Source organism: Alcaligenes sp. Lyrl_28, from assembly GCF_051948705.1.
Taxonomy (GTDB): Bacteria; Pseudomonadota; Gammaproteobacteria; order Burkholderiales; family Burkholderiaceae_B; genus Alcaligenes; species Alcaligenes ammonioxydans.
Window position 1 is genome coordinate 327,960 of sequence record NZ_JAYJLG010000003.1, and the last position, 13,803, is coordinate 341,762.

Here is a 13,803-nt window from a genome sequence, read left to right on the forward strand (position 1 = left end):
GCCGGCTTATTTCAGGACTTGAGCGATGGCCTTGGCCACGACGTCAATGTTCTGGCTGTTCAGTGCGGCAACGCAGATGCGGCCGCTGCTGACCGCGTAAATCCCATGCTCCTGGCGCAGACGCTCTACTTGCTCGGCGGTCAGGCCCGAGTAGGAGAACATGCCGCGCTGTTGCAGAACGAAGTCGAAGTTTTGTGCGACGCCGTGCTCTTTCAGCTTGGCAACCAGCTGGGCGCGCATGTCGCGGATGCGCTCACGCATGCCGGCCAGTTCAGTAGCCCAGGTCTGGAACAATTCGGGAGAGTTCAGTACCGTGGCCACTACTTTGCCACCGTGGGTAGGGGGGTTGGAGTAGTTGGTGCGAATCACGCGCTTGACCTGACTGAGCACGCGCGACGTCTCATCCTTGCTGGATGTGACCAGGGTCAGGGCACCCACACGCTCACCGTACAGCGAAAAGGATTTGGAGAACGAGGAGCTGATGAACATGGACAGCCCCAGCTTGGCAAACAGGCGCACGACGCTGGCGTCTTCGTCCAGGCCGTCACCGAAGCCCTGGTAGGCAATGTCCAGGAATGGAACCAGTTGACGCTCTTTAATCAGTTCGGCGATCTGTGCCCATTGTTCCATGCTGGGGTCCACGCCCGTGGGATTGTGGCAGCAGGCGTGCAGCACCACGATGGACTGGGCGGGCATGGTGCGCAAGGACGCGATCATGCCTTCAAAGTTCAGGCCATGGGTGGCGGCATCGTAATAGGTGTAGGTGTCGACCGTGAAGCCCGCACGCTCGAACAGGGCGCGGTGATTTTCCCAGCTTGGATCGCTGATGTAGACCTTGGACTGGGGCAGCAGCTGCTGCAGGAAATCGGCACCGATTTTCAGTGCGCCGGTCCCGCCCAGAGATTGGACAGTCAGGGCGCGTCCTTCGGCAATGACGGGGGAGTCAGCGCCCAGCAACAGGGTTTGAGCGCCCAGATTGTAGGTGTTGATCCCTTCGATGGGCAGGTAGCTGCGGGCAGCAGCAGTGCTCATCATGGCTTGTTCAGCCTTCTGAACCGCCTGCAAAATCGGGATTCGCCCTTGATCGTCGTAGTAAACACCGACTCCAAGATTTACTTTGCCGCTGCGTTCGTCGGCATTGTATTGTTCGTTCAAACCCAAAATGGGGTCGCGTGGAGCCAGTTCGACGGTTTCGAAGAGCGATGTCATGATGATATGGGGGCGTTAGTGCGGAAAGGTAGAAAAACAAAGCATTAATGTGATAATACGGGCTTACCCTAAAGTGTGTCTAGCATGAAATTTGAGCCTGCCTTTCAAGAATTTCCGGGGAGTTCCTTCAAACTTTTCCAACCTTATTTGCCTGCTGGCGACCAGCCGGCGGCCATCGAGCAGTTGGTCGAAGGGATTAATGATGGCTTGATGTACCAGACCCTGCTGGGGGTGACGGGCTCGGGCAAAACCTACACCATGGCCAACATCATCGCGCGTACGGGACGTCCAGCCATTGTGCTGGCACCCAATAAAACCCTGGCAGCGCAGTTGTATGCCGAGATGCGCGAGTTCTTTCCGCGCAATGCCGTCGAGTATTTTGTTTCTTACTACGACTACTATCAGCCCGAGGCCTATGTGCCCTCGCGAGATCTGTTCATTGAAAAGGACTCGTCCATCAATGAGCACATCGAGCAGATGCGTTTGTCAGCCACGAAAAGCCTGCTGGAGCGACCCGACACCATTATTGTGGGCACCGTGTCCTGCATTTACGGCATAGGTAATCCGGGTGACTACCATGCCATGGTGCTGACCTTGCGCAAAGGCGACCGTATTGCCCGGCAGGAACTGCTGGCGCGTCTCGTGGCCATGCAATATGAGCGTAACGACCTGGATTTTCAGCGTGGGGTGTTTCGGGCCCGCGGTGAGGTGGTTGATATTTTTCCGGCGGAAAATGCGGAGCTGGCTTTGCGGGTCAGTCTGTTTGATGACGAACTGGAAGAGCTGGAGCTGTTTGACCCGCTGACCGGCAAAGTGGTGCAAAAGCTCAACCGCTTTACGGTGTTCCCCAGTTCTCACTACGTGACGCCGCGTGAAACGGTGTTGCGGGCGATTGAAACCATCAAGATGGAGCTGCGTGAACGGTTGGAGTTTCTGACCCGTGAAGGGCATCTGGTCGAGGCGCAACGCCTGGAACAGCGAACCCGTTTTGATCTGGAAATGCTGCAGGAACTGGGGTTCTGCAAGGGAATCGAAAACTATTCGCGGCATTTGTCGGGTGCGGCGCCGGGCGATCCGCCACCGACACTGATTGATTACCTGCCGCGCAATTCCCTGATGTTCATCGATGAAAGCCATGTCACGATCGGGCAATTAGGGGCCATGTATCGAGGTGACCGTTCCCGTAAGGAAACCCTGGTGCAGTTCGGCTTTCGTCTGCCCTCTGCGATGGATAACCGGCCGTTGAAGCTGGAAGAGTTCGAGCGTCGCATGCCGCAGACCGTGTTTGTGTCAGCCACGCCGGCCGCGTACGAGCAGGAACACGCGGACAATGTGGTCGAACAGGTGGTGCGGCCTACTGGCCTGGTGGACCCGGAGATTGAGGTGCGTCCGGCTACCACCCAGGTCGATGATCTGCTCGGTGAAATCAAGCTGCGTACTGCCCAGCAGGACCGGGTGTTGGTGACCACACTGACCAAGCGTATGTCGGAGGACTTGACCGAGTATTTGTCCGAAAACGGAATACGCGTGCGCTATCTGCACTCCGATATTGATACGGTTGAGCGCGCCGAGATCATTCGAGATTTGCGGTTGGGCGTGTTCGATGTTTTGGTGGGGATTAACTTGCTGCGCGAGGGTCTGGATTTGCCCGAGGTGTCTTTGGTGGCGATTCTGGATGCGGACAAGGAAGGCTTCCTGCGTTCGGAGCGCAGTCTGATTCAAACCATCGGTCGGGCGGCGCGCAACCTTAACGGCAAAGCCATTTTGTATGCCGACAGGATGACCGATTCCATGCATCGGGCCATTGAGGAAACCGAGCGGCGTCGCGCCAAACAAATTGCTTTTAATGAGGAGAACGGCATTACGCCACGTGGTGTCAACAAGGCTGTGCGCGAGCTGATTGATGGCGTGGTGGCGTCTGATCCGACTGCCGGTTTGCGCGAGGACATTCCCGAGGAGCTGATCCGCGATGAAAAGGCGGCTGCCCGCGAGATCAAGCGTTTAGAAAAAGAGATGATGGATCACGCGCGCAACCTGGAGTTTGAGCAGGCTGCGGCTGCCCGCGACAAGTTGCAACGACTCAAGGCCAAGCTGCTCATGGGGTGATGTGCCGCAAGGCCTGATCGGACAGGGGAAATCAAGGCGCTTCTTTGCAAGAAGGAGCGCTTCTTTTATTGTTTTGTTGTGTATTTGCAACTTTTTCTGGACGGATAGTCAGAAAAAACAGGGTTCGGCTATCCGCTTTCATCGCACAGGTGTATTGCTTGATTTACCTCAGCCCATCAAGGGCCTTGATCCGCTAAGCAAACAGTGCCGCGCCTTTGGTTTATTCCATACGTCCATCCTTGGCGTATGGCGCTGATTTGCAGCCTCCAAACGATACGGTTTTGCGGTTTTCAAAGCGGTTGACGGGGGCTGTTTCAGGCTCTGTTCTGTCTTGCCTTATTTGGGGTTTTCCCGCAGACTTTGACGCATTATGAGTAAGGTTCTGTTTGTCTGTACAGGGAATATTTGCCGCTCTCCCAGCGCCGAAGGCGTCTTGCGCCAACTGGTCGACCAAGCCAGCTTGTCGGAAGATATTTTGGTGGATTCAGCCGCTACACATGGCTTTCATGTGGGCGAGCATCCTGACACACGCGCACAAATAGCCGCTCGTAAACGCGGTTATGACATCTCTGCCTATCAGGCCCGACAGGTCCAACGCGAGGACTTTCGCAACTTCGACCTTATCTTGAGCATGGACTGGGAAAACCACGCTGCTTTGCAGCAAATGTGTCCGCCCATTTATCGTCACAAGCTCATGCTGTTGATGCGTTTTGCCACCGACTACGAGGCGGCGACCGTGCCCGATCCTTATTATGGTGGCCAGGAAGGCTTCAATAAGGTCATGGACTATATCGAGGATGCCTGTCAGGGCGTATTCGAACTGGTTCGCAAGCGCGTCCCCCATTACCGTGCCGCCTGAGCGCCGCGATAACACTGCAGTATAAGTGTAAAAACACGCGCTCAAGCACGGTAGTTTCCCCTGTATTTGCTATACTGGACCAAATTGGTCGGATTTGCCTTTGGCATTCCGGCCGCTTTCGCCTTTGGCAAGGAAACTATCATGCGTTTGACGACAAAAGGGCGTTTCGCCGTAACCGCGATGATCGATCTTGCGCTGCGCCAGCAAAGTGGACCGGTGACGCTCGCAGGCATCAGCCAGCGACAGGGAATTTCGCTCTCCTATCTTGAACAGCTCTTTGGCAAACTGCGACGCCATGAGCTGGTCGATAGCGTTCGAGGTCCAGGTGGTGGCTATACGCTTGCGCGTCTGGCCCGTCACATTACCGTTGCTGACATTGTGTTTGCGGTCGATGAGCCCGTTGATGCCACCCAGTGCGGTGGCAAGGGTAATTGCAAGCAAGGCACAAACGGACAGAAAGGCGAGTGCATGACTCACGAGCTTTGGGCGACGCTTAGTCGTAAAATGGTCGATTACCTGGATTCTGTCTCTTTGCAGGACTTGGTTGATCAGCAGCGTTTGCGTCAACTCAAGATGGCCGCCCAGGAAGCCGGCCAGCCAGAAGAATGTACCTTGTAGTGGACGCTCGCCGCTACTGATCCGGAGTTTTGTATGAGTCGCGCTCAGCGTATCTATATGGATTATGCCGCCACCACACCGGTAGACCCGCGTGTGGCCGACAGCATGATCCCCTGGTTGACGGAACGATTTGGCAACCCTGCCTCCAGCAGCCATCCTTACGGGTGGGATGCCGAAGAGGCGGTGGACCAAGCGCGCCGCCAGGTGGCCTCGCTGATCGGAGCGGAGCCGCGCGAGATCGTGTGGACCTCGGGGGCGACCGAGGCCATCAATTTGGCGTTAAAAGGGGCCGCCCAGTTTTATCAGGCCAAAGGCCGCCATATCATTACCGTCCGTACGGAGCACAAGGCCGTGCTCGATACCTGCCTGGCCTTGCAGGATGAAGGGTTTGAAATCACCTTTCTGGATGTACTGCCCAATGGACTCATTGACCCGCAGGTGTTTGCACAAGCCATTCGCCCAGACACGATTCTGGCCTCGGTCATGCTGGTCAATAACGAGATTGGCGTGATTCAGGATGTCCAGGCTTTGGGAGCTGTCTGCCGTGAGCACAAGGTGCTGTTCCATGTGGACGCAGCCCAGGCGACCGGTAAGGTGGCGATCAATGTGCAGGAGTGGCCGGTGGATCTGATGTCCATGTCGGCACACAAGACCTACGGCCCCAAAGGGATTGGCGCCCTGTACGTTCGTCGTAAGCCGGCGGTGCGTCTGAAAGCGCAGATCCATGGCGGGGGCCATGAGCGCGGTTTTCGTTCCGGTACTCTGGCAACGCATCAGATTGTCGGCATGGGGCGAGCTTTTGAGCTGGCTGCCCAGGAGATGGATCAGGACAATCAGCGCATTACGGCGCTGCGTGATCGTTTATGGGCGGGGCTGCAAAGTATCCCGGATCTTTACCTGAATGGAAGCTTGGAGCAGCGCGTTCCGCATAACCTGAATATCAGCGTGGATCATATTGAGGGTGAGGCCTTGATGATGGCCTTGACGGAGCTGGCTGTGTCCAGCGGTTCGGCCTGTACGTCGGCTAGCCTGGAGCCCTCCTATGTGTTGACCGCCCTGGGTCGTAGCGATCAGTTGGCGCACAGCTCCTTGCGTTTAAGTCTTGGCCGGTTCACCACCGAACAGGAGGTGGATGACACGATCGCCGCCATCGCCCGTGTGGTCGAACAGCTGCGGGCCATCTCGCCCTTGTGGGATGAGTCTGCGTCGGAGCCGTGCGCACAATGAGATATAGTGACGCCGTCATGGAGCATTTTCTGCACCCGCGTCATGTGGGTGTCATGAACAGCAGTGATGCTGATGTCGGGACAGGGGAGGCGGGTAGCCATAAGACCGGGGCTGTCATCCGTATTCAGCTCAAGGTATCCGACCAGGGCCAGATTCAGGAGAGCTGTTTCAAGGCATATGGTTGTGGTTGCACCATTGCCGCTGCGTCGTTTGCCGCCCAGTGGTTGCAGAATCGCAGTCTGGAGCAGGCAGCCTGCTTTTCGTCCGCGGACGTGCAGCAGGCGTTGGAATTGCCCCCGGTCAAAGTGCATTGTGCTTTGTTGGCCCAGGAGGCGGTTCAGGCCGCCGTTGCCTCGGTGCAGAACAAAGGCGTGTTTTAGTTGTCCAAGCCTGAAGGCTGATTGTGCTTCAGGTGTATAGAAAGGAACAGATTATGTCTATTTCTCTTACTCAGCCCGCCGCAGAACATATCCAGCGTCATTTAAAAAAGCGTGGTGGCGGCTTGGGGCTACGTTTGGGTGTGCGCCTGACCGGTTGTTCGGGTCTGGCGTACAAACTGGATTTTGTTGATGAGCCGGTAGAAGGCGACCAACTGTTTGAAGAGCACGGCGTTAAACTGTTTGTTGATCCCAAAAGCCTGCCTTTCATCGATGGCACGCGTCTGGACTATGGCCGCGATGGCCTCAATGAAGGTTTCAAGTTCATCAATCCAAACGAGAAAGCCTCCTGCGGGTGTGGCGAATCGTTTACCGTGTAGGAACTCATGTCATTACGTTTTGGTTTGGCGGCCAATCAATTGCACCATGATTCGGCAGATGCGGCTTTGTTTCAGTGGTTGCGGCGTTCGGCCAGCGGTATTCGCGAATTGGAGATTGAGCTCTATACGGTAGGGCGTACCTGCAACGCGATTGAGCGTTCGGGCCTGCTGGAAGGTTACGGCGGCCTGGTTCGCTATCCCTACGGTCGTGATGGAGGGTTGATGAAACTGGTTGCCCGGGTGACGCAAAACCCGGACGGCACGCCGCCGTTTGATGGCGCCATTTACTTGATCGACCCGGTGGACCCTTCTTCCATTTTTCCGGAAGCCCTGGCGCTCAAGCGTCAGTGCATTACGCATGGCCGACCCTTTATCTCCACCTTGATGGGGGCCATTGAATGGATCGAAGTAGAGCGTGTCAGCCGCGGTTTGTGGCCAGACTCGAGCTGCAAACGTATTTTCGACTTCCCTAATCAAACCTTGGCCCTGATTGCGCATGATGCCCTCAAGGAGAAAATGGTTGATTTTGCCAGCAAGCATTTTGACCTGCTGTCGCGATTTGGGCAGCGTGTGGGGACGGGCACGACCAGTCGCTTGTTAAACGAGTTGGCCTGGTCCAAAGGCTGGCCCAAGGAAACACCTTGGATTCAGTCTTACTTGAGCGGCCCTTTGGGTGGCGATGCACAAATTGCGGAGCTGGTCTTGGAAAACCGTTGCCAGCGAGTGATCTTCTTTGAAGATCCGCACGTGGCGCGCCAGCACGAAGCCGACATTCAGTTGCTGGAACGCGCGGTGCGTGTGGTGGCGGATAAAGCCTCGTGTTTTTCTTCGCCTGAAGTGGCCCATAAATGGGCGCAGGCGGTGATGCGCTTGCCGGTGGATTGAATGCGCTGTCCGTACAGGCACCGCACGATGTATTGATCGTTGAGCAGACAACAAAAAGGACGCGTTAAGGCGTCCTTTTTGTTGTCCGGGAGGCATGGAGTGCACCAGGCAAGGGGGCATCCAACCTGGCTGTTGCGGCTTGACGAGGTGCTTCGGTCGATTCGGTATGCCGAATTACACCAGAGTCAGTGGCTCAACGAGCGAACATGGCTGTCAGGGTTGCGATGTTCAATCGCCCAGCGCTGTTCACCAAGACGCTCGCCCGGGCCGCCGCGCCGCGTTTAAGCGGCGCAACGGCCCGGGCGAGAGCCGAGTCTGGCGCAGCGATCAGTCTTCGCGACGCAGGTGAGGGAACAGGATCACGTCGCGGATCGCGGGGCTATCGGTCAACAACATGACCAGACGGTCGATGCCGATACCGCAGCCGCCTGTAGGAGGCATGCCGTACTCCAGTGCGCGGATGTAGTCGGCGTCGTAGAACATGGCTTCTTCGTCGCCAGCATCCTTGGCTTGAACCTGGGCCTGGAAGCGAGCTGCCTGATCTTCAGGGTCGTTCAGCTCCGAGAAGCCATTGGCGATCTCGCGGCCAGTGATGAACAGCTCAAAGCGCTCGGTAATGCCCTCCTGGGTATCCGAGGCTCGTGCCAATGGCGATACTTCCACGGGGTAGTCCACGATGAACGTAGGGTGCCAGAGCTTGGATTCCGCAGTTTCTTCAAACAGAGCCAGTTGCAGGGCGCCCAGACCCGCATCTCGCAATGGCGGCGCATTCACGTCCACTTTCAAGCGCGCCAGCTCGGTGCGCAGGAACTGAAGGTCCTGCAACTGCTCCTGGGTGTAGGACGGAGCGTACTTCATGATCGCACCGGTGATGGTCAGGCGATCAAAGGGCTGGCTCAGGTCCAGCTCGCGCTCCTGATATTGCAGGGTTGCCGTGCCACAGGCGCTGATCGCTGCTTCGCGAATCAGATTTTCAGTGAAGTCCATCAGCCATTGGTAATCGGTGTAGGCCGCGTAAAACTCCATCATCGTGAATTCGGGATTGTGACGGGGGCTGACACCTTCGTTACGGAAGTTGCGGTTGATCTCGAACACGCGTTCAAAACCGCCCACGATCAGACGCTTCAGATACAGCTCGGGAGCGATACGCAGGTACATTTCCATGTCCAGCGCGTTGTGATGCGTGATAAAAGGCTTGGCCGAGGCACCACCCGGGATCGGGTGCAGCATGGGGGTTTCCACTTCCAGAAAGTCGGCCTGGGCCATGTGCTGGCGCAGACTGCTCATGACCTTACTGCGGGCAAGGAATGTCTGGCGAGTGTGCTCACCCATGATCAGGTCCACATAACGCTGACGGTATTTCAGTTCCTGATCTGCCAGACCGTGGAATTTGTCGGGCAGGGGGCGCAGGGACTTGGCCAGCAGGCGAACGCTGGTGGCGTGTACCGACAGTTCGCCTTTATTGGTTTTGAAGACGGTGCCTTCCACAGCCAGGATGTCACCGATATCCCAGCCTTTGAATTCCGCGTAGCGTTCTTCGCCCAGTACGCCTTTGTCCAGATAGATCTGGATGCGGCCCGAGGCATCTTGCAATGTGGCAAAACTGGCTTTACCCATGACACGTTTGAGCATCATGCGGCCAGCCACTTTCACCATTTTATTGATTGCTGCCAGGGCATCTTTGTCCTGTTCACCGTACTGACTGTGCAGTTCGGCAGCGTGCGCATCGGGGCGGAAATCGTTGGGGTAAGCGATGCCATTCTCGCGCAGGCGATCCAGTTTGGAGCGGCGCTCGGCGATCAGGCGGTTCTCGTCTACAACGGGTGCGGAAGTGTCTAGCGGTTCAGTCATTGTGTCAGTACTTATTCGTAGTGGCGGATGTCATCCAGAACGTGCTGGCCAAAGGCAGGGCTGTCCAGATAGCGCAGAATTTGCTTGGCTGTGTCGTCCGGGCTGCTTAGCTGCCCTTTCTGATGCAGGTCGATAAAGCGGCTCAGATTCGGGAACTGGTCGCGGGACTGGTTACGGATATGGCCTTGCATATCGGTATCCACCACGCCAGGGGCCAGGGAGCAAACGGCCAGCTCCGGGTTTTCCAGCTTCAGGGTCTGTGTGTAAAAGTCCAGCGCGGCCTTGCTGGTTCCATACACGGCCCAGCCCGATACGGGCTTGCGGCCGGCACCCGAAGAGATGTTGAGCACCTGTCGCTGGGCATCCTTGGGGGCGCCTTGTAAAAAGGCGGCGGTCAGGCTCATGACACTGGCGACGTTCAGTTGCAGCGCCTGTGTAATGGCCTGGGCATCGAGCAGGTGGCTGGCCTGCGCAACAGGATCAACCGTGCCTGCATTGTTAATGAGCACGTAGCGTTGAGCCTGGGCCTGGCTGATCAAGGCCTGCACAGCCTTGGCAGCCTGTTGTGTGCCTTCCGCGCTGGCCAGGTCCACTTGTAGATGCTGGTGCGCCCCGGGGGGCGCGTCCAGCTGCAGCTCGCTGCGGGCCAGCGTAATCAACTGGTGGCCAGCGGCCAGCGCCTGACGCGCCAGGGACAAGCCCAGGCCACGTGAGGCACCACTCAAAATGGTCAGCGTGGAAGCGTGCATTTAAATACCCTGTTTCAGGCTGGCCTGAATAAAGGGGTCCAGATCGCCGTCCAGTACCTTTTGCGTATTGGAGATTTCGTAATTGGTGCGCAAGTCCTTGATACGGCTTTGATCCAGCACATAAGAGCGGATCTGGTGTCCCCAGCCTACATCGCTCTTGGAGTCTTCCAGTTTCTGCTGCTCGGCCATACGGTTGCGCATTTCCAGTTCATACAGGCGGGACTTGAGCATTTGCATGGCTTCCGCACGGTTGCGGTGCTGCGAACGGTCGTTCTGACACTGCACCACGATGCCGCTGGGTTCGTGCGTAATACGAACTGCCGAATCGGTTTTGTTAATGTGCTGACCACCGGCGCCACTGGCGCGGTAGGTGTCAATACGCAAGTCGGCCGGATTGATTTCCACTTCAAAGGAGTCATCAATTTCCGGGTAGACAAACACACTGGTAAACGAGGTGTGGCGACCATTGGACGAATCAAAGGGGCTCTTGCGAACCAGGCGGTGTACCCCGGTTTCGGTGCGCAGAAAACCATAGGCGTAATCGCCTTCAATCTTGATGGAGGCCGATTTGATGCCAGCCACGTCCCCGTCAGACTGTTCCAGAATTTCCGCCTTGAAGCCTTTGTGTTCGGCATAGCGCACGTACATGCGCAGCAACATGGAGGCCCAGTCCTGGGCTTCGGTACCACCGGCGCCGGCCTGGATATCCATAAAGCAGTTAAGCGGGTCGGCAGGGTTGGAGAACATGCGGCGAAACTCCAGCTCTTCGATCCGGCTGGCCATGGCGGCGCAATCTTCCTCGATGGCGGCAATGGTGGCATCATCATCGTCCATCGCAGCCAGTTCAAACAGATCCTGCGAGTCTTTCAGACCCTTGTGCAAGGCATCGAGCACATGCACCACGTTTTCCAGACTTTTTTTCTCGCGGCCCAGATCCTGGGCTCGTTGCGGGTCGTTCCAGACGTTGGGGTCTTCCAGTTCGGCATTGACTACGTGCAAGCGATGCGCTTTTTCATCGTAGTCAAAGATACCTCCGTAAGGCATTTTCCCGCTCCGAATAATCGGCAAGGCGGGCTTCCAGTTGATTAAGTCGTTCCGATTCCATGATTCAGCGGCTTTCCTATGTTTGAGGTGCCATGCGCACCAGCGCTGCAAAGGCGGCGCGCGGCAAACTTCCGATTTTACCCTTATCGGCGGTCTATGGCACGTATTGGCCGCTCAGGAACCGGACATTGTGCAAGCGACGGCACGATAGACGGGTGCAGAAGGGTAGGAATCTCGGTTTGATACGGTGCTTTGGGAGTGAGGCGCCGGTTCGGAGAGAGCTTGATCCAGGCTGAAATGCGCCACGACCTGTGCCAGCAACGTGGTTTGCTCCAGTTGTTCCTGGGCTGTGTGGGCGCTGTGTTCAAGCAGTTGGCGATTGCTCTGGCCTTGCTGGTCCAGATGGGTCATGGCCTGGTTCACTGAGTCGATGTGGGTGGCCTGATCCTGGGAGGCCTGTGCAATGTCGGCCACAATACGGCGCATTTCATTGACCTTGTGCTGCGTGCTGGCCATCACCTGCGCCATGCCGCGCGCCGCCGCCGAGCTTTGTTCGGTTTGTTCTACCGAGCTGGAGATCAGGGTGGAAATCTGTTGCAAGGCATCCGTGGAACGAAGGGCGAGGTTGCGTACCTCGGCAGCGACGACCGCAAAGCCATGGCCGTGCACACCGGCGCGGGCCGCTTCCACCGCGGCGTTCAAGGCAAGAATATTGGTTTGAAAGGCGATACTGCGAATGAGCTTGGTGATCTCGCTCATTTTGTGCGAGCTATCGGCAATCGCATTGATGGTCTCGAGCAGGGTGTGCGCAGCCAGATTGCCCTGTGCGACCTGGCTGGAGGTATCTTGGGCCAGATGGTCTGCCGTTTGGGCCTGCCGGGCATTTTGTCTTACGGTGTCGGCCAACTGATTCATGGTTTTGACAGTCTGGTTGAGCTCGGTCGACTGCTCCAGAATCTGTGTGCCCAGGTTCTGGCTTCCCAGTACGATCGCGTGCGCCCCTTCCCGGATCAGACCGGTTTGTTCACGAATTTGATGTACAACGGTTTGTACGCCCTGTCCGATGCCGTTCAGGGCGGTGAGCAAGGTGCCAAACTCGTCGTGACGACGCACGCTCAATTGGGCATTGAGTTTGCCTTGCGCCAGTTCCTTGGCCAGATTGGCACCCTGGTCCAAGGGCTGCTTGATGGAGCGGTACAGCAGGCGCAGTGCGACTGTACTGGCGATGAAGAACAGCGCCAGGGCGGCCAGGGCCAAACTGAAGGCGCGATCACTGCTGCGACCGGCCAACCCCAGGGACTGATCCAGGCGCTCGCTGAACTGATGCTCGAACTGGTCGAGCGTGTGGGTGATTTGGGTGGATGCCTGAATGTATTGCTGGCTGAACACCAGCACTTTGGCCATCAGGGCATTGGGCAAAGCGATCCGGATGGCGCCGTTGCTGTCTTCAAACTGGCCGCTGGCGGTTTGAATGGCCTCGAACTGAACTTGGCTCAATGCCAGGGTCTGATCATAGGCCGAGCGCAGCAGATTCTGTTCGGCCGGTTCCAGGTCCAGATCGTTGAAGCGTTCCAGCATGCTCAGGGTCACCCCCTCCTGATCCGCCTGGGCACCGGTAAACACCGCCAGCAGATGGCGGAAGTTTTCCTGGAACTCGATCTGCTCGCTGGAGACAAACGCGATAGCCTGCCGGCTCAGTAATTCGCTGATGCGTTTGAAGTCTTTGCTGAGCGCTGTGGTTTGATGGCGCTGCGCTTCCAGGTGCTTGCGTTGTTCGATGCTGTTGCTCAGGTGCTGCAGGGCAATCATCATCAGGACTAAAAACAGGCTCAGGATTGCAAAATAGGCGATAAAGCCTGTTTTGAGCGTCAGTAGTTTTTTCAAGGCGACTCCCACAGTAAAGTGGGGTGCGCCTAGGCGCTGATGGCGTTTGTCGCACCCCTGTCAGGCACGGTTATCTTTGCATCTAATTGTGACAGGGGTGTGGCGATAGGTTTTAGCGACGCTGGGGGCTGCGACGCGGCGCGGAGCTGGGAGCGCCAACGCGTTTGGGCAGGTGGCGGAAAATAATGCGACCTTTGCTCAGGTCGTAGGGCGACATTTCCAAAGTGACGCTGTCGCCAGCCAGGATACGGATGTGGTGTTTGCGCATCTTGCCGCCTGTGTAGGCGATAACTGCGTGACCGTTGTCCAGGGTGACACGAAAGCGCGAGTCAGGCAGGATTTCGGTGACGGAACCTTGCATTTCAAGTAGCTCTTCTTTGGCCATAAATCGGGACTCCTTTAAAAATAATAATTCCCGTCTGGCCCTGCAGGGCGGGACGGGGACAGGCTCAGCCACAAGGCAGACCGACAAACCGGGTAAGGGTATCAAAGGTCCAGCCTGGGACTAGGCCCATAAAAATCGGGGCGAAACAGTGTCTGTCAGGAGCAGGGGGTTCCGGACAGGGTCGGGTTGATCAAATTGAAAACATGCCCAGCGTTCATGAGGGGAACCC

At 57.0% G+C, this 13,803-nt stretch carries 13 protein-coding genes; 7 read left to right on the plus strand and 6 right to left on the minus strand.

The annotated features are described in order from the left end of the window. Positions 1-6: 6 nt before the first annotated feature. Positions 7-1,209, minus strand: coding sequence for an amino acid aminotransferase (locus VF694_RS09240; protein WP_003801389.1), 1,203 nt, complete (start codon positions 1,207-1,209; stop codon positions 7-9). 84 nt (positions 1,210-1,293) lie between these two features. Between VF694_RS09240 and uvrB the strand changes: the two genes are divergently transcribed. The 7 genes from uvrB (at position 1,294) to VF694_RS09275 (ending at position 7,661) form a co-directional block, all read left to right on the plus strand. Next, positions 1,294-3,315, plus strand: a complete 2,022-nt coding sequence (uvrB, locus tag VF694_RS09245) for an excinuclease ABC subunit UvrB (RefSeq protein ID WP_003801388.1) — start codon at positions 1,294-1,296, stop codon at positions 3,313-3,315. 367 nt (positions 3,316-3,682) lie between these two features. Then, positions 3,683-4,174, plus strand: a complete 492-nt coding sequence (locus VF694_RS09250) for a low molecular weight protein-tyrosine-phosphatase (protein ID WP_039943261.1) — start codon at positions 3,683-3,685, stop codon at positions 4,172-4,174. 141 nt (positions 4,175-4,315) lie between these two features. After that, positions 4,316-4,792 carry a Fe-S cluster assembly transcriptional regulator IscR gene (gene iscR / locus VF694_RS09255; RefSeq protein WP_051010420.1) on the plus strand — a complete coding sequence of 159 codons (477 nt, stop codon included), beginning with the start codon at positions 4,316-4,318 and terminating at the stop codon, positions 4,790-4,792. A gap of 33 nt (positions 4,793-4,825) precedes the next feature. Further along, positions 4,826-6,019, plus strand: a complete 1,194-nt coding sequence (locus tag VF694_RS09260) for an IscS subfamily cysteine desulfurase (protein WP_059317754.1) — start codon at positions 4,826-4,828, stop codon at positions 6,017-6,019. Continuing rightward, complete coding sequence (locus tag VF694_RS09265; protein ID WP_003801384.1) at positions 6,016-6,399, plus strand: iron-sulfur cluster scaffold-like protein; 384 nt, start codon at positions 6,016-6,018, stop codon at positions 6,397-6,399. The genes VF694_RS09260 and VF694_RS09265 overlap by 4 nt, the downstream gene beginning before the upstream one ends. Positions 6,400-6,452: 53 nt before the next feature. After that, positions 6,453-6,776 (plus strand): HesB/IscA family protein, encoded by a 324-nt coding sequence (locus VF694_RS09270; RefSeq protein ID WP_003801383.1) that lies wholly within the window; start codon positions 6,453-6,455, stop codon positions 6,774-6,776. A gap of 6 nt (positions 6,777-6,782) precedes the next feature. Further along, complete coding sequence (locus VF694_RS09275) at positions 6,783-7,661, plus strand: methylglyoxal synthase (RefSeq protein ID WP_059317753.1); 879 nt, start codon at positions 6,783-6,785, stop codon at positions 7,659-7,661. Between the two features lie 327 nt (positions 7,662-7,988). Here the strand turns inward: VF694_RS09275 and lysS are convergent, their stop codons facing one another. From lysS to infA, 5 genes are all read right to left on the minus strand, one after another. Further along, positions 7,989-9,512 carry a lysine--tRNA ligase gene (gene lysS / locus VF694_RS09280; RefSeq protein ID WP_059317752.1) on the minus strand — a complete coding sequence of 508 codons (1,524 nt, stop codon included), beginning with the start codon at positions 9,510-9,512 and terminating at the stop codon, positions 7,989-7,991. 11 nt (positions 9,513-9,523) lie between these two features. Continuing rightward, positions 9,524-10,261, minus strand: coding sequence for an SDR family NAD(P)-dependent oxidoreductase (locus VF694_RS09285; protein ID WP_059317751.1), 738 nt, complete (start codon positions 10,259-10,261; stop codon positions 9,524-9,526). Further along, a protein-coding gene (prfB, locus tag VF694_RS09290) for a peptide chain release factor 2 (protein WP_131071568.1) occupies positions 10,262-11,366 on the minus strand; the annotation gives its coding sequence in 2 pieces (ribosomal slippage) (positions 10,262-11,284 and positions 11,286-11,366; 1,104 coding nt in all). 113 nt (positions 11,367-11,479) lie between these two features. Beyond that, entirely contained in the window at positions 11,480-13,189 is a 1,710-nt protein-coding gene (locus VF694_RS09295) for a methyl-accepting chemotaxis protein (protein ID WP_440164153.1), read from the minus strand. Positions 13,190-13,301: 112 nt separating this feature from the next. After that, complete coding sequence (infA, locus tag VF694_RS09300) at positions 13,302-13,574, minus strand: translation initiation factor IF-1 (protein ID WP_003801377.1); 273 nt, start codon at positions 13,572-13,574, stop codon at positions 13,302-13,304. Between the last annotated feature and the right edge of the window lie 229 nt (positions 13,575-13,803).

Coding starts and splice junctions, on each gene's coding strand:
- VF694_RS09240 (WP_003801389.1), bottom strand. CDS start 1,209: ATGACATCGCTCTTCGAAACCGTCGAACTGGCTCCACGCGACCCCATT.
- uvrB (WP_003801388.1), top strand. CDS start 1,294: ATGAAATTTGAGCCTGCCTTTCAAGAATTTCCGGGGAGTTCCTTCAAA.
- iscR (WP_051010420.1), top strand. CDS start 4,316: ATGCGTTTGACGACAAAAGGGCGTTTCGCCGTAACCGCGATGATCGAT.
- VF694_RS09260 (WP_059317754.1), top strand. CDS start 4,826: ATGAGTCGCGCTCAGCGTATCTATATGGATTATGCCGCCACCACACCG.
- VF694_RS09265 (WP_003801384.1), top strand. CDS start 6,016: ATGAGATATAGTGACGCCGTCATGGAGCATTTTCTGCACCCGCGTCAT.
- VF694_RS09270 (WP_003801383.1), top strand. CDS start 6,453: ATGTCTATTTCTCTTACTCAGCCCGCCGCAGAACATATCCAGCGTCAT.
- VF694_RS09275 (WP_059317753.1), top strand. CDS start 6,783: ATGTCATTACGTTTTGGTTTGGCGGCCAATCAATTGCACCATGATTCG.
- lysS (WP_059317752.1), bottom strand. CDS start 9,512: ATGACTGAACCGCTAGACACTTCCGCACCCGTTGTAGACGAGAACCGC.
- VF694_RS09285 (WP_059317751.1), bottom strand. CDS start 10,261: ATGCACGCTTCCACGCTGACCATTTTGAGTGGTGCCTCACGTGGCCTG.
- infA (WP_003801377.1), bottom strand. CDS start 13,574: ATGGCCAAAGAAGAGCTACTTGAAATGCAAGGTTCCGTCACCGAAATC.